Origin of the sequence: Sphingobium sp. WTD-1 (assembly GCF_030128825.1) — a bacterium.
Taxonomy (GTDB): Bacteria; Pseudomonadota; Alphaproteobacteria; order Sphingomonadales; family Sphingomonadaceae; genus Sphingobium.
Window position 1 is genome coordinate 751,742 of the sequence record NZ_CP119127.1, and the last position, 18,202, is coordinate 769,943.

General features: G+C 67.1%; 13 protein-coding genes. 6 read left to right on the top strand and 7 right to left on the bottom strand.

Features of this window, described 5'->3' with window-relative positions; translation table 11 throughout:
* The first annotated feature begins 9 nt into the window (after nucleotides 1-9).
* From N6H05_RS03840 to N6H05_RS03850, 3 genes are read left to right on the top strand one after another with little or no spacing between them, the layout of a single operon-like run.
* Nucleotides 10-2,406 (top strand): beta-galactosidase, encoded by a 2,397-nt coding sequence (locus N6H05_RS03840; protein WP_284112774.1) that lies wholly within the window; start codon nucleotides 10-12, stop codon nucleotides 2,404-2,406.
* Nucleotides 2,403-3,614 (top strand): glycosyl hydrolase 53 family protein, encoded by a 1,212-nt coding sequence (locus tag N6H05_RS03845; RefSeq protein ID WP_284112775.1) that lies wholly within the window; start codon nucleotides 2,403-2,405, stop codon nucleotides 3,612-3,614. The genes N6H05_RS03840 and N6H05_RS03845 overlap by 4 nt, the downstream gene beginning before the upstream one ends.
* Nucleotides 3,614-4,555, top strand: coding sequence for a glycoside hydrolase family 43 protein (locus tag N6H05_RS03850; protein ID WP_284112776.1), 942 nt, complete (start codon nucleotides 3,614-3,616; stop codon nucleotides 4,553-4,555). The genes N6H05_RS03845 and N6H05_RS03850 overlap by 1 nt, the downstream gene beginning before the upstream one ends.
* Here the strand turns inward: N6H05_RS03850 and N6H05_RS03855 are convergent.
* From N6H05_RS03855 to N6H05_RS03885, 7 genes are all read right to left on the bottom strand, one after another.
* Nucleotides 4,511-5,953, bottom strand: coding sequence for an efflux transporter outer membrane subunit (locus N6H05_RS03855; protein ID WP_284112777.1), 1,443 nt, complete (start codon nucleotides 5,951-5,953; stop codon nucleotides 4,511-4,513). The genes N6H05_RS03850 and N6H05_RS03855 overlap by 45 nt on opposite strands.
* A complete protein-coding gene (locus tag N6H05_RS03860) occupies nucleotides 5,946-6,848 on the bottom strand; it encodes an efflux RND transporter periplasmic adaptor subunit (protein WP_010337503.1) in 903 nt (300 codons plus the stop codon). The genes N6H05_RS03855 and N6H05_RS03860 overlap by 8 nt, the downstream gene beginning before the upstream one ends.
* On the bottom strand, nucleotides 6,845-7,060 hold the full coding sequence (locus N6H05_RS03865) for a DUF1656 domain-containing protein (protein ID WP_004209328.1): 216 nt from the start codon (nucleotides 7,058-7,060) through the stop codon (nucleotides 6,845-6,847). The genes N6H05_RS03860 and N6H05_RS03865 overlap by 4 nt, the downstream gene beginning before the upstream one ends.
* Nucleotides 7,057-9,165, bottom strand: coding sequence for an FUSC family protein (locus tag N6H05_RS03870; RefSeq protein ID WP_284112778.1), 2,109 nt, complete (start codon nucleotides 9,163-9,165; stop codon nucleotides 7,057-7,059). The genes N6H05_RS03865 and N6H05_RS03870 overlap by 4 nt, the downstream gene beginning before the upstream one ends.
* The gene (locus tag N6H05_RS03875) at nucleotides 9,162-9,572 is read right to left on the bottom strand and encodes a MarR family winged helix-turn-helix transcriptional regulator (protein WP_251007672.1); all 411 of its coding nucleotides are present in this window, start codon (nucleotides 9,570-9,572) and stop codon (nucleotides 9,162-9,164) included. Before N6H05_RS03875 ends, N6H05_RS03870 begins: the two co-directional genes overlap by 4 nt.
* A gap of 143 nt (nucleotides 9,573-9,715) precedes the next feature.
* The gene (locus tag N6H05_RS03880; protein ID WP_004209325.1) at nucleotides 9,716-10,018 is read right to left on the bottom strand and encodes a hypothetical protein; all 303 of its coding nucleotides are present in this window, start codon (nucleotides 10,016-10,018) and stop codon (nucleotides 9,716-9,718) included.
* 23 nt (nucleotides 10,019-10,041) lie between these two features.
* Nucleotides 10,042-12,924, bottom strand: coding sequence for a M16 family metallopeptidase (locus tag N6H05_RS03885; RefSeq protein ID WP_284112779.1), 2,883 nt, complete (start codon nucleotides 12,922-12,924; stop codon nucleotides 10,042-10,044).
* A 186-nt stretch (nucleotides 12,925-13,110) separates the two neighbouring features.
* Between N6H05_RS03885 and N6H05_RS03890 the strand changes: the two genes are divergently transcribed.
* The 3 genes from N6H05_RS03890 to N6H05_RS03900 all read left to right on the top strand — a co-directional run bounded on the left by N6H05_RS03890 (nucleotide 13,111) and on the right by N6H05_RS03900 (nucleotide 18,181).
* Nucleotides 13,111-14,778, top strand: a complete 1,668-nt coding sequence (locus N6H05_RS03890) for a M28 family metallopeptidase (protein WP_284112780.1) — start codon at nucleotides 13,111-13,113, stop codon at nucleotides 14,776-14,778.
* A 95-nt stretch (nucleotides 14,779-14,873) separates the two neighbouring features.
* The gene (gene clpB / locus N6H05_RS03895) at nucleotides 14,874-17,453 is read left to right on the top strand and encodes an ATP-dependent chaperone ClpB (RefSeq protein ID WP_284112782.1); all 2,580 of its coding nucleotides are present in this window, start codon (nucleotides 14,874-14,876) and stop codon (nucleotides 17,451-17,453) included.
* Nucleotides 17,450-18,181 carry a 2OG-Fe(II) oxygenase gene (locus N6H05_RS03900; RefSeq protein WP_284112783.1) on the top strand — a complete coding sequence of 244 codons (732 nt, stop codon included), beginning with the start codon at nucleotides 17,450-17,452 and terminating at the stop codon, nucleotides 18,179-18,181. Before clpB ends, N6H05_RS03900 begins: the two co-directional genes overlap by 4 nt.
* Nucleotides 18,182-18,202: the final 21 nt, after the last annotated feature.

The window sequence follows — 18,202 nt, forward strand, 5'->3', positions numbered from 1 at the left end:
GGAGGACGGATGCCCGATATCGACCGGCGCACGGCGCTCACTGCCACGGGCCTTGCCGGCCTGGGCCTCGCCCTTCCCGCTGACGCGCTGGCCCAGACGGCCAACAGCCTGGACGCGCGCAAGCCGGGCCTGCCGCTCAAGTCCGGGCATCTCCATATGGGCACCGGCGCCGGGCCGCAGGGGCGGATCGGCATCACCAATCTCTATCTGACCCGCGACGACCGGCCCTGGCTGCCGGTGATGGGCGAGTTTCACTTCACCCGCTTCCCGAGCGCCTATTGGGAAGAGGAATTGCTGAAGATGAAGGCGGCCGGCGTCGGCATCGTCGCCTCATACGTGCTGTGGAACCATGTCGAGCTGGCGCCCGGCACGATCGACTGGACCGGCGATCGGGATATCGGGCGCTTCGTTCGGCTCTGCCAGAAACATGGCCTGCTCTTCTTCCTGCGGCCCGGCCCCTGGGGCCATGCCGAGGCGCGCTTTGGCGGCATTCCCGACTGGATCGCCGGCAACACCCGCACGCGCAGCAACGACCCGGCCTATATGGCGCAGGTCGAGCGCTTCTGGCGCGGGCTGCACGATCAGCTGAACGGACTGATGTGGAAGGATGGCGGGCCGATCGTCGGCATGCAGGTCGAGAATGAATATAATCTGGGTGGGCCCGGCCAGGGTCGGGAGCATATCGCGGCGCTGAAGGCGCTGGCGCTGCGGATCGGCTTCGACGTGCCGCTCTATACCGTGACCGGATGGGACCAGACCGTCTATCCCAAGGGTGAAGTGGTGCCGGTGCATGGCGGCTATCCCGACGAACCCTGGTCGGCAAAGACAGTCAAGCTGCCGCCCAAGGAAAATTACCTGTTCCGCTTCGACAGCCGGGTGAGCGGCGACCTGGGCGCGCAGACGCGCGGCGGGCGGCGCGGCGATGCCGACAGCGACATGGCAGATACGCCGTTCCTGGGCGCGGAATATGGCGGCGGCGTGCCGGTCATGTATCGGCGGCGGCCATTGCTGCAGCCGGCCGACGTGTCGGCGGCGGTGACGACGCAGGTCGGGTCGGGCGTCAATCTGCTGGGCTATTATATGTTCCATGGCGGCGCCAATCCGATGGCGAACGGGCGCATGCTGGAGGAAACACAGCGGTCGGGCGGCTATAATGACTGCCCGGCGATCGCCTATGATTTCCAGGCGCCGATCGGCCAATATGGCGAGGTCAATCCGGTCAGCGCGGCGCTACGCCCGCTCCATTATTTCCTGGCCGCCTATGGCGAGACGCTGGCGCCGATGACGGTGCATGCGCCGGCCGTACTGCCGGCCGACAAGGATGACCTAAAGACGCTGCGCTGGGCGGTGCGAGCGAAGGGGAACAGCGGCTTCCTGTTCGTCAACAATCATGTCCGCCAATATGGCACGGCGGCGCATCCCGGCACGCAGTTCAATGTGACATTGGCCGGCGGCCCGATCCGTCTGCCGAGCCGGCCGGTGACAATCGCGCCGGGCGACAATTTCTTCTGGCCGATCGGCATGGATCTGGACGGGGTGCGGCTCGACTGGGCAACGGCGCAGCCGGTAACGCGCATCGCCGACAGGGACGGGCCGATCCATGTGATGGCGGCCTGCCTGCCCGGCCCGGTGGAGCTGGCCTTCCCGGCCGGGACGAAGGTCGATGCGCCGGCGCGCAGCGAAGGTGGACGGGTGATCGTCCAGGTGCCGCCATCGGCGACGCGGCCGGTGCGGGTGACCGGCGCGGACGGGCGATCGGTGCGGCTTCTGCTGATCGACCGGGAGGCGGCAAAACGCATCTGGGTCGGCGAGATCGGCGGCGAGCGGCGCGTGGTGCTGAGCGCGGCGGATGCGCTGTTCGGGCCGGGCGGGCTGGAACTGCGCCAGCGTGGCGAGGCCCGTTTCGCCTGGCAGATCCTGCCCGGCAAGGCGGCGATGATGACGGCGAAAGCGACAGCCATAACGCCCCTGCCCTTCACCCGGACGCGCGAGGCCGGCACGGCGCCGCCAATCGAGATTGGCGGGCCGGCCAAGGCGGCGATGCAGCCCCTGCCCGAGGCGCACAAGGCAGCGGCGGCGTTCACGTTCACCATCCCCAAGGATGCGTTGCCGCAGGGCGGCGACGCCTTTCTGGAGATTGACTGGCGCGGCGATATCGGCCGGCTGTTCGATGGCCCCGACATGCTGGACGATGCCTATTGGGACGGGCGGGTCTGGCGGATCGGCCTCAAGCGCTTTGCCGCGCGGCTGGGCCGGCCCTGGACGCTGACGGTGATGCCGCTGCGCGCCGATGCGCCCATCTATCTGGACGATGCCGCGCGGGCGAAGCTGCCGGCGGGGGAACAGGTCGCGACGCTGGAGGTGCTGCGCATCGTCCCGGAATATCGCATGGAGGTGAAGGCATGACACGGTTCACACGCCGCAGCACATTCGGCCTCGCCACCCTGCCCCTGCTGGCCCGGCCGGTGCTGGCAGCCGGAAGGAAAAGTGGCGCGCGGCCCGGCCCCTATCTGATCGGCGCCGATGTGAGTTGGGTGCCCGAGGATGAGGCGGCCGGTGCGCGCTATTTCGTGGACGGGGAGCAGAAAGACCCGATCCTGATCCTGCGCGATGCCGGGTTCAATGCGATCCGGCTGCGCATCTTCGTCGATCCGGCCAAGGGCTATTCCAAGCGGGAGCCGGACAAGGGCTGGGCCGGCCTGGCCCAGACGGTGAAGCTCGGCAAGCGGGTGCGCAATGCGGGCATGGGGCTGGTGCTGAGTTTCCATTATAGCGACACCTGGGCCGACCCGGAGCATCAGGCGGTGCCGGCAGCCTGGGCCGGTTATGACCTGCCGGCGCTGGCCAAGGCGGTCGAGGCACATACGCACGACGTGCTGGTGGCGATGCGGGCGGGCGGCGCGCCGGTCGACATGGCGGTGATCGGCAATGAGACGACCTTCGGCATGTTGTGGCCCCATGGCCGGGTGAAGCTGTCGACGTCGACCGGTAATCCGGTGACCGACGCCAATCATGCCAAGGTCGGCGAGGTTGGCGGGTTCGACGGCTTTGCCGCGCTGCTGCGGGCCGGGATCGCGGGTGCGCGCCGGGCCGAACCAGGCGTCGCGATCCAGGTGCATAATCATCTGGGCCGGCACTGGCCGATCGTGCGCGAATGGACCGATGCGCTGATCGCGCGGCAGGTGGATTTCGATGTGGTCGGCTTTTCCTGCTACCAGCAGCGGGCGCAGGGAGACTGGGCCACGACCTTCAGCGAATATGTGCAGCGCTATCCCGACAAGGGGCTGCTGGTCGCCGAATATTCGAGCCGCAAGCGCTATATCAACGATCTGGTCCATGCCCTGCCCGGCAAGCATGGCTGGGGCACGTTCATCTGGGAGCCGATCCGGCACCAGGAGGCGATTTTCGACCAGGATGGCCATAATGCCGGCGAAGGCGCCAAGCCCGACCTGATCAGCCAGGGGCTGAACGGGGCGGAAGCGCCGGGGGGACTCGCGTCGCAGCAGCCGGCCGTGCCGAAACCAGAACCGACCGGGCCGATGGGCCATGGTGGCGACTATGTCGCCAATGACCTCATCAAGCTCTACCCGCAAATGGCCAAGGATTATCGCTGATGAGACGGCGCGACTTCACATTGGGTCTGGGCGCGCTGGCGCTGGCGGGGTGCGCCACCCGGTCGGCGGCGCGCGCCGATGACCTGCTGGTCTTCGCCTATTTCACCACCGGCAAGGGCGAGGCCGACGGCCTCAAACTGGCGGTGAGCGAGGATGGCTTGGCCTTTCGCACGCTGGCGGGCGGGCGCAGCCTGCTGATGCCGCAGGTGGGCGAGAAGAAGCTGATGCGCGACCCCTATCTGTTCGCGGACAAGGGCGTCTATCATCTGCTGTGGACCACCGCCTGGGAAGGGGTGACGATCGGCCATGCGACCAGCCGCGATCTGGTCCACTGGTCGCCGCAGCGCGCCATTCCGGTGATGCAGGACGTGCCGGGCACCCGCAATTGCTGGGCGCCCGAAGCGGTGCGGGATCCGGCGACCGGGCGGCATATCCTGTTCTGGTCGAGCACGGTGGAGGGCCGCTTCACCGAGACGGCGGGCACGTCGGAGTCGGGCTATAATCACCGGCTCTGGTCGGTCAGCACCAGCGATTTCGAGACGTTCAGCGCGCCCGCGCCGCTCTATGATCCCGGCTTCAGCGTGATCGACGGGACGTTCGCGCAGGCTCCGGGTGGCGGCCTCTACCTGATCGTCAAGGACGAGACGGTGCAGCCGCCGCACAAATGGCTGCAGGTGGCGAAGGCGGACAGCCCGACCGGACCATTTGGCCCCCTGTCGCCGCCCTTCTCGCCCGGCTGGGTCGAAGGGCCGATGAGCGCGCAGGTCGGCGATGCGCTGCTCTGCTATTATGACGTCTACAAGGAGGGGCGCTGGGGCGCGGCGATGACGCGCGACATGGTGACATGGGCCGACGTCAGCGCGCGCCTGACCATGCCGGCCGGCGCGCGCCACGGATCATTGCTGCGCGTTCCTCGCGCTCTGGTCGACCGCATCGTCTGAGGTCCAGCCGCCGCCCAGCGCCAGGAAGATGGCGATCTGGTCCTGCACCAGCTGGACGCGGGCGGCCGCGGCCGAGGATTCGGCGCTGGCGAGGCTGCGCTGGGTATCGAGCAGGTCGAGGAAATCGCTGCGGCCGAAGCGGAACAGCTTGTTCGCCTGCCCCGCCGAGACATTGACGCTATCGCGCGCGCGATCGAGCGCGGCGGCCTTTTCCGCGTCGCGGCGATAGGTTTCAAGCGCGGTTTCGGTCTGGCGCAGCGCTTCCAGCACGCTGCCGTCGAAGCTGGCGAGATCGGCCTGCACCTGGGCATCGGCCTGAGCAATCCGAGCGCGGACCACCGGGCGATTGGGGAAGGTCCAGCTGATGAGCGGGCCGAGGCTGAAGCCGAAGGCGGAGCCGGAGCCGAAATCCTTGAGCGGGCCGGACAGGCCGACCGAGCCGCCGATGCTGACCTGCGGATAGAGGTCGGCCATGGCGACGCCCAAGGTCGCGGTGTCGGAGGCGATCAGCCGTTCGGCCTGGCGGATATCAGGACGACGGCGGATCAGGGCGGTGCCATCGCCCACCGGCAGCGGCGCACCGAGCGACGGCAGGGTGGCGCAGCCTTCCACATCCCTGGGATAATCGGCCGGCGGACGGCCGAGCAGGGTGGCGAGCAGATAGAGGCCGCTCTGGCGCTGCGCTTCATAGACGGGCAGCGTCGCCTCACTCTGGTCCACCGCCGCCCGGGCGCGGCTGACGTCGAAGGCGGTGCCGCGACCGCCCTTGAACAGGCGCTGGGTGGCATTGAGCGTATCGCGCTGGAGCGAGACGACCCGGCGATTGACGCCAAGCGCATAATTGGCGGCGCAGACCTGGGCATAGGCCTTGGCGGTGGCGGCGGCGACGCTGACGCGGACATAGTCGCGCGCGGCGGTCACCGCCTCGACATTGGCGCCGCTCGATTCGATCGCGCGGCGGATGCGGCCGTTGAGGTCGAGCGGATAGGAGGCGCTGAGGCCGAAATCATAGCTGATCGAGCCGGGCAGATGCTGGGTCACGCCCGACGGACGCGCCAGCGTTTCGCCGCCGCTGATCGTGGTGCTGATCTGGCGCCCCGCCTCGGTCTCGCGCAGCACGGCCTGCGCCGCGGTGAGATTGGCGTTGGCGACGCGCAGGTCGGTATTGGCGGTCAGCGCTTCGGCGATCAGCGCGTCGAGCCGGGGATCATTATAGAGCTTCCACCAATGGTCGGGCAGGTCCGCATTGCTGAAGCCCGCACCCTGCGCCGACTGGAAAGCGCCCTGCGCGCCCTGCGCGGTCGCGGCCGAATGTTCGGGCGGATGATAGTCCGGCCCGGCGGTGGCACAGGCGCTGAGCGCCAGGGCCAGCAAGGATGCAGCAAGGCCCTTACGCATGGCGGCAGCTTCCCGGCTTGGCGTCCTTCTTCGCCGGTTCGACCGTGACCGTGGCGGTGCGGCCCGAGATCAGCGTGATATTGGCCGGGACATTGGTGAGCTTCACCCGGACCGGGATGCGCTGGGCAAGGCGAACCCAGGAGAAGGTCGGCTCGACCGTGGGCAGGAGATTGCCGGAATCGCTGCGGGTCGAGTCATTGATGCCATAGGCGATGCTTTCGACCTTGCCGTGCAGATCCTGCTTCTCGCCCATCAGGCGGACGGTGACGGGCGCACCGATGCAGACCAGAGGCAGCTTGGTTTCCTCGAAATAGCCCTCGACCCGCAGACTGTCGCTGTCGATCAGCGCCATCGCCTGGGTGCCGGCGCCCAGATAATCGCCCGGATGCAGATCGAGATTGGTGACGACGCCGTTGACGGAGGCGCGGACCTGGGTGCGCTTGAGGTTCAAGGCAGCGGCGTCGCGCGCGCTTCGGGCTTCGGCCAGCGCGGCCTGCGCCGTGGCGACGCGGGCGACATTCTGTTCGTGGCTTTCCTTGGCGACGAGATCGCCCAGCGCCAGATCGCGGGTCGCCTCCCGCCGGGCCTGGCCGAGCGTCGCCTGGGCGCTGGCGATCTGCGCCTCCGCCTGTTCCAGCGCCAGCGCATAGCGCGGCGTGTCGATGACGAAGAGCAGGTCGCCCGCCTTCACCTGCTGATTGTCGCGCACCGCGACCGATGTGACGAGGCCGCCGATATCGGGGGTCACGCGCACCACATCGGCGCGCACGCGGCCGTCGCGGGTCCAGGGGCTGCGTTCATAATGGTTCCACATCCACACCGCGACGATGACGGCGAGGATGACGATGATGATGGTGGCGGCGCTGCGGATCAGCGTCCCGGTCAGGCGGTTCATAGGCGGATTCCCAGCATCGGAACGAGAATGGACAGGCCCCCGAGCGTCAGCACGAACAGGCTGAGGTCGACGAGGGCCCGATAGGCAAGAAAGCGGTAGAGGCCGAACGCCGCGATCAGGCGGGTGAGGCCATAGGTGAGGATGAGCGCTGCCAGCGCCAGCGCCAGCAGCGTGGGGAAGAAGACCCCGTCGATGGACAATTCGCCGGTCATGCGGGAACTCCGGTCAGGGGGGTCTTTGGGGTCAGGGGGGACATCCGATAGCCGGCGCTGTCGGCGAAGAGATTACGGCGCAGGCTGACCAGCGCCAGGATCGCATCGCGGCGGACCGAGGGCGCGGGATTGGCAGCAAGGTCGCCGATGGCGCTGTCGATATCGTCGAGCAGGGCGGGATCGGCCGCGGCCGGCGCATCGGGATCGAGCCGGCGATAATGGTCGGCCACGCCGCCCAGCACCCGGCCAAGCGGGGCGCCTTCGTCAAAGGGAAGATCGACGCGGAGCTGGCGCAGTTCGCCGATGGCGACGCCGGTGCGCAGGTCGCGCAGCGCATCATAGAGCGGCTTACCGCTGTCGGTGCGAATGGCGGCCAGGCGGGGGGCGAGCAGGGCAATGCGGTCGAGCATGCGGTTGATCCAGCCGCGCACATCGGGCTGGGTCATGAGGTTGGCGCGGGTGGCGATATCCGCCCAGCCGGCGCGCACGGTGCGGCGCACGGCGCGCTCCACCCCCGCCGATTGCAGCAGGCCGGCCATGATGATCGCGAACCAGATGCCGACCAGCTGTGCCACCGAGCCATTGGCGTAGGAGGCGAAGGCGCTGACATAGGCACTGGAGAGCAGCACCGGACTGCCGAGGCCGAGCAGCGTCGGCAACGCAATGCCCATCCAGCGCGGCGAGGCCATCATCGCGCCCAATATCAGCAGCGGCGGCGCATAGGCCAAGGCGAGCATGGCGAAACCGTCCAGTCGAGGCATGATGGCATAGCCATAGAGGGCGCCGAGGAAGGTGGCGATGATCGTGCCGATCATGAAGCCCTTGAGCGGGGCGAGCGGATTGTCGGACGCGGAGAAGAGGGCGAGGAAGACACCGGCCAGCATCACCGCGCTGCCGCCGTCATGCCAGCCGCTACCGATCCACAGCGCGCAGCCGATCGTCACCGTCATGAAGGCGGCGAAGGCGCCGCGTGCGGCCCCGGCATAATCGCGATGCAGTTCGCGGTTGCGACGCCCCTCCAGCAGTTCGGCGACGCGCGGCGTCACGGGGCTGCGGCTGTGGGTCAGCATCTGGTCGAACAGGTCGCGGCAGTCGCGATGGACAGCGATCAGCGTGCCGAGCCGGGAATAGAGGCTGAGCCGCATCATGCCGGCCCAGTCCATATGACTGTCGGCCGCCGGTTCGAGCGCGGCGCAGCGGTCGATCAGCGCCTGGGCGCCGGCGGCGCGGGTCGCGCTGTCGGTGCCGGGATGATCGAGCCAGTCGCGCGCATCGGCGATCAGCTGTTCGACCTGTGCCGGGACGATGCCGCCATTGGCCTGTTTCAGCATGGCCAGCCGATCCTCGACCGCGGCGCCGAGCGGCAGCAGCAGCGAGAGCTGGTCCTGCATCGCGCGCACGGTGCGGACGCGCGGCGCGAGGCGGCTGATGTCGAAGGGCAGATGGATCGACATCTGGTGCAGTTCGGTGACGTCCTGCGCCAGGCGGCGGCGTTCGGCATCGAGGCCTGGCACAGGATCGGTCGCGATCGCGTCGCGCGACCAGCGTTCGGCGTCGCGCAGCATGGCTTCGACGCGGGCGAAGAGGTTGCCGGTGATCGAACCGGGCAGGACGACGCCATGGACGATGCTGCCGCAGGCGATGCCGATCCAGATTTCCTGCACGCGCAGGGTGGCGACGGTGAAGATGGTCTGGGGCGAGTCGACGTCGGGGAAGACGATCAGGCAGGCGCTGTAGCCGGCCAGCACGAACATGTAGGAGCGCGGCGTGCGATCGAGCAGCGAGACGAAGACGCAGAGCGCCAGCCAGGCGGCCATGGCAAGGGTCAGGAGTTCGGGCGAATTGACCAGGGGCGGGACGATCGCGACCGAGAAGGCGGCGCCGACGATGGTGCCGATGGCGCGGAAGATCGCCTTGGAAATCACCGCGCCGGCCAGCGGCTGGGCGACGATATAGGAGGTGAGAAAGGCCCAATAGGGGCGTTCCAGGCCAATGCTGAGCGCCACATAAAGGGCCAGCATCGCCGCCAGGAAACATTTGAGCGAGAATAGCGCGGCGGGAACGCCAAGGCGCTCGCTATAGGCTGACAAAGCGGCCTTTTTCATGACTGGCCCCGGCGCTCCCCGATACGGCGTCGCAGCAGTTCTAACAGATTGACCGCCGTCTCGATATCCGCCTCTGGCACACCATCGAGCAGGTCATTGCGCATGTTGCTGAGCCGCGTTTCGATGCGGCCGACAAGGTCGCGGCCGGAGGTGGTGAGCGACAGGCAGTTGGACCGGCGATCCTCCGGATTGGGGGTGCGCTCGATCAGGGCGGCGGCCTGTAGATGGTCGAGGGTGCGGACCAGCGACGGCTGGGTGATGCCCAGCACGTCGGCCAGTTCGATCTGGCGCACATCGGCGCCCAGCCGGTCAAGATAGAGAAGACACCAGCCGGCGGAATTGGAGACGCCAAATTCGGCCAGGGTGGAATCGGCAAGCTGACGCCAGAGGCGCGCGATCTGCGGCATATTATGCGCCAGGGCGCGCTGAAGCTCGGTCCGATTCACGAACGCTTAGATAGCTAACTAATTTTATAGTGCAACGGGCCGACCATGAATTTTTGGTAATGTCGGTTGCGGCCCGGCGTGAACCAGGCCGCAACCGATCGGGATTATGCGCGACGCGTGCCGGTGAAGGGCGCGGCACCAAAGGCGCCGAGCTGCATCGTGCCGGTCAGGCTTTCGCCGGTGATTTCGGCTTCGCATTCCAGCGTCATCGGCATGGGGATGGTCATTTCCATCTTCCAGGTCAGCTTGTTGCCGGCGACCACGCCATCCTTGACGTCGAGCGAGCCCATCATGCCGGCAAAGGTGCCGTTGAAACGGTCGCCCGTGCTGATCACGGTGAACACGCCGGTCTGTTCGCCCAGCGGGGTCTTAGCCACGCAATCATAGGCACCATCCACTGCAGCCATCACTCTTCTCCTTTACGTTAGCGTCAATCAGCCAATGTGCCCATTTCCACCGGCAGGCCGACCGCGTCAAGCTGGGGCTTCACCAATTTCGCATCGCCGACCACGACCCAGATCAGCCGATCGGGGTTGATCGCCGCGCGCGCGGCCTGATCCATCTGCGCCGCAGTGATGGCACGATAGGTTGCCGGCAGGGTGGCATAATAGTCGTCGGGCCGGCCGAGCAGATTGTTGCGCATCATCGCCGAGAGCAGGTCGGACGAGGTTTCGAAGCTGCCGGGCAGCGACAGGATCTGGCCGTTGATCGTCTGGTCGCGCTCCGCCTGGGTCGTGCCCTTGCTGGTCAGGAAATCCTTGATGTCCTGGCGCGCCGCGGTGATCGATTCGCCGGTCTTGTCGGTCTGGACCGGGGCATAGACCAGCAGCGGAATGGTTTCCTTGACGCCGGGCATGCCGGTGCCCGCGCCATAGGCCCAGCCCTTCGCCTCACGCAGGTCCATGGTCAGGCGCGAGGTGGTGCTGCCGCCCAGCACCTCGTTCGCGGTGATGAGGGTGACGGGATTGTCGGTGCCCGACTTGTTGGTGAGCTGGCCGGCGAGGATCATCGACTGCGGGCTTTGCGGCTTGTCGATGAGGACGATGCGCGACGGGCGCATCATGCGGTCCATGCGGAACAGCTTGGCGCCCTTGGCAATGGCCGGCGCCTTCCAGTCGCCGAAGCGCTTTTCGAGCAGCGGCAGCAGTTCGTCCAGCGTCGTGTCGCCGGTCGCGAAGATGGTCGCATTGTCCGGGCGCATCCATGTGTCATGGAAGGCGACCAGGTCGGCGCGGGTCACCGCCTTCACCCCGCTTTCGGTGCCCGAGCCGGTGAAGGGAATGCCATAGGGATGGGCCTGGCCATAGAGCATCGGCGGCAGCATGCGCTGGGCGATGGCCATGGGCTGGGTCTTTTCCGCGGCGATGCGGGTCAGCATCTGGCTGCGCAGCCGTTCCACTTCCTTCGGATCGAAGGCGGGGTTGCGGATGATGTCGGCGAGCAGGCCGAGCGAGGCGTCGAGATTGGGCTTGAGCGCGTAGAGGCCGACATTGGTCGCATCCATGCTGTTGGCCGCGCTGATGCCGGCGCCGAGCCGTTCCTGCTCCTCGGAAATCTGCACCGAGTTGCGGCTGGTGGTGCCTTCGTCGAGCAGGGCGGTGGTGAGCGCGGCGGTGCCGAGCTTCTGCCGGTTGTCGGCGGCATTGCCCGCGTCGAAGGCGACCGAGACCTTCACCACCGGCACGGTGGCGCGGCGCGAGAAGACGACCGACATGCCGTTCGACAGCTTCGCGCGTTCGACCGGCGGGAAGACCAGATCCTTGACCGGCTCGATCGGCGGCTCGGCAACCTTGGTCGGCGGCGGCGGCGTGCCCGCCTTGGGCGCCGGGCCATTGGGATCGCGGAAATGGGCGGGATGCATGGTCGCGCTGCCCGAGGGCGCATTGCCGGCGAGCGCATTATCCTGCGCCGAGCGTTCGCCCGGCGACACGGTCAGGCGGAAGACCGGGCGGCCCAGCCATTTGCGCGCGGCGGCCGAGACGCTGGCGGGCGTCGCGGCGGCATAGATGGCGAGATCCTTCTTATATTTGCCGGGATCATCGGAATAGACCGCGCCTTCGGCCAGGGTCACCGCCTTGCCGGAGAATCCGCCGACCTTTTCGAGGCCGCCGATCGTGCCGGAGAGCTGCTGGGTCGCGGCGCGCAGCACCTCGTCCGCGCTGGGGCCCTTGGCGAGATAGTCGGCGAGCAGCGCGTCGAGCCGCTTGCCTACCGCGACCGGATCCTGGCCCGGCTTCACGTCGACGGTGATCTCGACCATCGACAGCTTCTCGAACGGCTGGATGCTGGCCTTGACCGCAACCGCCACCTTCTCGTCGCGGACCAGGATATTGTCGAGGCGCGAGGAGCCGAGGCCGCCGAATACCGACAGAGCCAGATCAAGCTGCTGCAGGTCGGGCGAATTGACGCCGGGGACGATCCAGTTGCGGTAGAGGCGGGTGGCAGCGACATTGTCGTGCATCACCTTTTCCACATCCTTGTCGAGCGTCGGCACGGTCGCGTCGACATCCTGCGGCGCGGGGCCCGACGCGATGTTGCCGAACCATTTTTCGACCTTCGCCCTGGCGGTCGGCACATCGATGTCCCCGGCCAGCACCAGCGTGGCATTGTTCGGGCCATAGTGAGTCTTGAACCAGCTCTGGACGTCGGCCAGGCTGGCCGCGTTCAGATCCGCCATCGAACCGATGGTCGAGTGGCGATAGGGATGGCCTTCGGGCAGCATGCCGGCAAGCTGGGCATATTCGACCAGGCCATAGGGTTCATTCTCGCCCATGCGCTTTTCATTCTGGACGACGCCGCGCTGGGCATCGAGCTTGGTCTGGGTCACGGCGCCGAGCAGATGGCCCATGCGGTCGGATTCCAGGAACAGCGCGCGATCGAGCGCGCCGGTCGGCACCGTCTCGAAATAATTGGTGCGGTCGAACCAGGTCGTGCCGTTCCAGTCAGTCGCGCCAATATCTTCCAGACGGCCGAAGAAGGGACCGTCGGCATTTTCCGAGCCATAGAACATCAGATGTTCGAACAGATGGGCAAAGCCGGTCTTGCCGGCGGGCTCGAAGCGCGAGCCGACATGATACCAGACCGAGACGGCGACGATCGGCGCCTTGCGATCGGTATGGACGATGACCCGCAGGCCGTTGGGCAGGCGAAATTCCTGATAGGGGATGTCCACCGCCGAAACGAGGCTGGAGAGCGGCGCGGGCGCGGCGGCGGTGGCCGGGGCGGCCTGCGCGGCGGAGCCAAGCGGCGCGAACGCAAGCGCGGACAGACCGAGCATCAGGGGAAGCCGGCGGGACATGCGGGTAAGGATCATGAAGACCTCTAGGACAGGAGGGCAGTCGATGCGGCCGGAACGGACCCCGCCGCGATGGCGCGCAGCATAGCGGGGCGTGATAGCTGCGCAATACGCATGATATCGACAAGCGGAGGCTGGACAGCGACGGGGCGCAGCGGCAAGTCTGCACGCCATCATCCATAGAGACGGAAAGTCCCCGATCCCATGAAACGCCTGGCCCTGCTGGCCGCCACCGCCGCCCTTGTGCTGCCCGCCACCCTGCCCGCGCAAACAGCAACGCCGGCCGCAGCCGATGCGCCGACCTTCTCGGCCGCAGCGGTGCGCGCCCATGTCGAATTCCTGGCCGACGACCTGCTGAAAGGGCGCGACACCGGCAGCGAGGGGCATGAAATCGCCGCCCGCTATGTCGCCAGCCAGTTCGATGGCCTGGGCCTCAAGCCCGCCGGCGACAATGGAAGCTGGCTGCAGCGCATCGGCTTCCAGAAGACCGAGCGCGCCAGGACGCCGGGCACGCTGACCGTCACCGGTCCGGCCGGCAGCAAAAGCTTCACCCATGCCGGCGACGTGCTGATCGGCATGAATGCGGCCGAGCCCAAGCTGGACGTGTCGGCGCCGCTGGTGTTCGTGGGCTATGGCCTGGAAAATGCGCGGCTCGGCCTCAACGACTATGCCGGGCTGGACGTGAAGGGGAAGATCGTCGTCACCCTGCGCGGCTATCCCAAGGGCCTGCCGAGCGAGGAAGGCGCGCATCTGTCCGCCACCAAGGGCAAGATCGCCGAGGCGCATGGCGCGATCGGCATGCTCTCGATCGGCACCCTCCAGTCGATGAAGGCCCGGCCCTGGAACCGCATGGTCCAGTTCGCCGATGAGCCCGACTTCACCTGGGTCTCGCCCGAGGGCGTGCCGTTCGACGCCGCCCCCGGCATCCGGGTCGGCGCCAGCCTGGACGACGCAGCAGCGCAGGCGGTGTTCGCCGGCGCACCGACCAGCATCGCAGCGATCCGCAAGATCGCCGACAAGGCGGGCGGCAAGCCCAAGGGCTTTGCGCTCAAGTCGAATGTCCAGATCCAGGTGGAAAGCGTCAGCGAGCGGGTGACCAGCCCCAATGTCGTCGCCATCCTGCCGGGCAGCGACCCCAAGCTTAGGCAAGAATATGTCGTCCTGTCGGCGCATCTCGACCATATCGGCATCAGCCCGGCAAAGCCGGGCGACAAGCCTGATACCGACCGCATCAACAATGGCGCGCTGGACAATGGCGCGGGCATCGCGACCATGCTGGAAGTGGCCCGCGCCATGGCCCAGTCGCCCAACAAGCCGCGCCGCTCGATCGTCTTCCTGGCCTCCACCGGCGAGGAGAAGGGCCTGCTGGGCGCGGACTATTATGCCCGCCACCCCACCGTTCCGGGCAAGCAGATCGTCGGCAATGTCGACCTCGACATGCCGCTGCTGCTCTATCCCTTCACCGACGTAATCGCGTTCGGCGCCGACCATTCGACCTTGGGGCCGATCGTCGCCAAGGCGGTGGCGCCGATGGGGATCAAGCTGGCGCCCGATCCGATGCCGCAGGAAACCATCTTCGTGCGGTCGGACCATTATATGTTCGTGAAGCAGGGCGTGCCCGCCGTGTTCCTGGCGACCGGCTATGCCAATGGTGGCGAGAAGGCCTGGGGCGAATTTCTGAGCGGCGCCTATCACCATCCCGGTGACGACATGAGCCAGAAGATCGACTGGGACGCCGGCGCCCGCTTTGCCGAGGCCAATTATCGCATTGCACGGGTTATGACCGATAGCGACACCCCGCCCCAATGGTACAAGGCGGACTTCTTCGGCGACCTGTTCGCACCGGAGGCGGCCAAGGCGCCGAAGCAGTGAGATAAATATGCACGGGGCGCGGATTTTTTGCCCGCGCCCCTTGTGTGTCATTTTTGCAACATTACATCGCCAGCAATGCCTTGAAGGGGATGATAATGAACCTCGAAAAATTCACCGACCGCGCCAAGGGTTTCCTCCAGTCGGCGCAGACCGTTGCGATCCGCATGAACCATCAGCGGATCAGCCCAGAACATCTGTTGAAGGCGCTGCTGGAAGATGAGCAGGGCATGGCGTCCGGCCTGATCAAGGCGGCGGGCGGCGATGCCGCGACCGCGCTGCGCGAGACCGATGCCGCGCTGGCCAGGGTGCCGGCCGTATCGGGCAGCGGCGCGCAGCAGACGCCGGGCCTGGACAATGATGCCGTGCGGGTGCTCGATAGCGCCGAGCAGGTGGCGCAGAAGGCGGGCGACAGCTTCGTCACCGTCGAACGGCTGCTGCTGGCGCTGACGCTGGCGACGACCACGACGGCGGGCAAGGCGTTGGCGACCGCCGGCGTACGCGCCGAGGCGCTGAACGGCGCGATCAACCAGCTGCGCGGCGGCCGCACCGCCGATACGGCGGGCGCCGAAGACCGTTATGATGCGCTGAAGAAATTCGCGCGCGACCTGACCGAGGCGGCCAAGGCCGGCAAGCTCGACCCCGTGATCGGCCGCGACGAGGAAATTCGCCGCACCATCCAGATCCTGGCGCGCCGGACCAAGAACAACCCGGTGCTGATCGGCGAGCCGGGCGTCGGCAAGACCGCGATCGCGGAAGGGCTGGCGCTGCGCATCGCCCATGGCGACGTGCCCGATACGCTCAAGGACCGCACCTTGATGGCGCTCGACATGGGCAGCCTGATCGCCGGCGCCAAATATCGCGGCGAATTCGAGGAGCGGCTGAAGGGCGTGCTCGACGAAGTGAAGGGGGCCGAGGGCAACATCATCCTGTTCATCGACGAGATGCACACGCTGATCGGCGCGGGCAAATCCGAAGGCGCGATGGATGCCGGCAATCTGCTGAAGCCGGCGCTGGCGCGCGGCGAGTTGCATTGCATCGGCGCGACCACGCTCGACGAATATCGCAAATATGTCGAGAAGGACCCGGCGCTCCAGCGGCGGTTCCAGCCGGTGTTCGTTGGCGAGCCGACGGTCGAGGACACGATCTCGATCCTGCGCGGCATCAAGGACAAATATGAGGCGCATCATGGCGTGCGCATCGCCGACGGCGCTATCGTGGCGGCGGCGACCCTGTCCAACCGCTATATCACCGACCGTTTCCTGCCCGACAAGGCGATCGACCTGATGGACGAGGCGGCGAGCCGCATCCGCATGGAGGTGGAGAGCAAGCCCGAGGAGATCGAAAATCTCGACCGCCGGATCATGCAGCTGCAGATCGAGCGCGAGGCGCTGAAGAAGGAAAGCGACCAGGCGTCGAAGGACCGGCTCGCCAATCTGGAGACCGACCTTGCCAATCTGGAGCAGCAGTCGGCTGAGCTGACCACGCGCTGGCAGGCGGAGAAGGACAAGATCGCCAGCGAAGCGAAGCTGAAGGAACAGCTCGACGCGGCGCGGCTTCAGCTGGAGCAGGCGCAGCGCGGCGGCGACTATGGCAAGGCCGGCGAGCTGCAATATGGCACCATCCCGCAGCTGGAAAAGCAGCTGGCCGAGGCCCAGGGCGCGTCCAAGGGCGCGATGCTGCGCGAGGAAGTGACGGCCGAGGATATTGCCAGCGTCGTGTCGCGCTGGACCGGTATTCCGGTCGACCGGATGATGGAAGGCGAGCGCGAAAAGCTGCTGGCGATGGAAGCCGAACTGGGCAAGCGGGTGATCGGCCAGGCCGATGCCGTGCGCGCGGTGGCGACCGCCGTGCGCCGCAGCCGGGCGGGTCTGCAGGATCCGAACCGGCCGCTCGGCAGCTTCCTGTTCCTTGGCCCCACGGGCGTCGGCAAGACCGAGCTGACCAAGGCGCTGGCCGGATTCCTGTTCGACGACGAGAGCGCGATGGTGCGCATCGACATGAGCGAGTTCATGGAGAAGCACAGCGTCGCCCGGCTGATCGGCGCGCCTCCGGGCTATGTCGGCTATGAGGAAGGTGGCGTGCTGACCGAGGCGGTGCGGCGCCGGCCCTATCAGGTCGTGCTGTTCGACGAGGTCGAGAAGGCGCATGGCGACGTGTTCAACGTGCTGCTGCAGGTGCTGGACGATGGCCGCCTGACCGATGGCCAGGGCCGCACCGTCGACTTCACCAACACGATCATCGTGCTGACGTCGAACCTGGGCAGCCAATATATCGCCGCCCAGCCCGACGACGAGCCGGTCGAGAAGGTCGAGGACCAGGTGATGGAGATGGTACGCAGCCATTTCCGCCCCGAATTCCTCAACCGCCTGGACGAGATCATCCTGTTCCACCGTTTGGGGGCCGGCCATATGGCGCCGATCGTCGATATCCAGGTGGCGCGGGTGCAGAAGCTGCTGAAGGATCGCAAGGTGGTGCTGAACCTGACCGATGGCGCGCGCGCCTGGCTGGGCCGGGTCGGCTATGATCCGGTCTATGGCGCGCGGCCATTGAAGCGGGCGGTGCAGCGTTACCTGCAGGATCCGCTGGCCGACCTGATCCTGCGCGGCGAGGTGCCGGACGGATCGACGGTGACGGTGGAAGATGGCGACGGCGCACTGAAGCTCAGCGTCGCATGACGACAAAGGTGGCGGATTTCGCGCTGGCCGATGGGATCGACATCGACCGGCTGCGATCCGACTATCAACGCGACGGGCATGTCCGCATCGGTCCCTTCCTGACCGATGCGGCGGCCCGCGCGCTGGCCACGCATCTGGACGCGCGCGAGGATTGGCGGATCGTCCTCAATTCGGACGAGAAACTGTTCGAGATCGATCGCCCAACGGCGCAGTCGATGACGCCGCAGCAATGGGGCGCCCTGAACCAGGCGGTGCATGAAGCGGCACGCCATGGCTTCCAGTTCCGCTATGGCAGCATTCGCGTGCCCGACGAGGAGCAGGCGCGCCGGCAGTCGCCGCATCTGCTCGACGCCTTTGTCCGCTTCATGGCCGGGCCGGAGGTGCTGGCGCTGGTCCGGGCGATCACCGGCAGCGAGGCGATCGGCTTCGCCGACGGGCAGGCGACCCGCTATGTCAGCGGCGATTTCCTGACCGGTCATGATGATGGGGTCGCGGGAAAGAATCGGCATGCCGCCTATGTCTTTGGCCTGACCGAGGGATGGCGGACCGAATGGGGCGGCCTGCTGATGTTCCATGGCGCCGATGGCGGCTTTTCCGGCCGGGTTCCGGCCTTCAACAGGCTCGATCTGTTCCGCGTGCCGCAATTGCACAGCGTCAGCTATGTCGCGCCTTCGGCGGGTGCGGCCCGGACGTCGGTAACCGGCTGGTTCCGGTCGGCGATGGGGTGAAGACGGCGACGGCGCACGGAG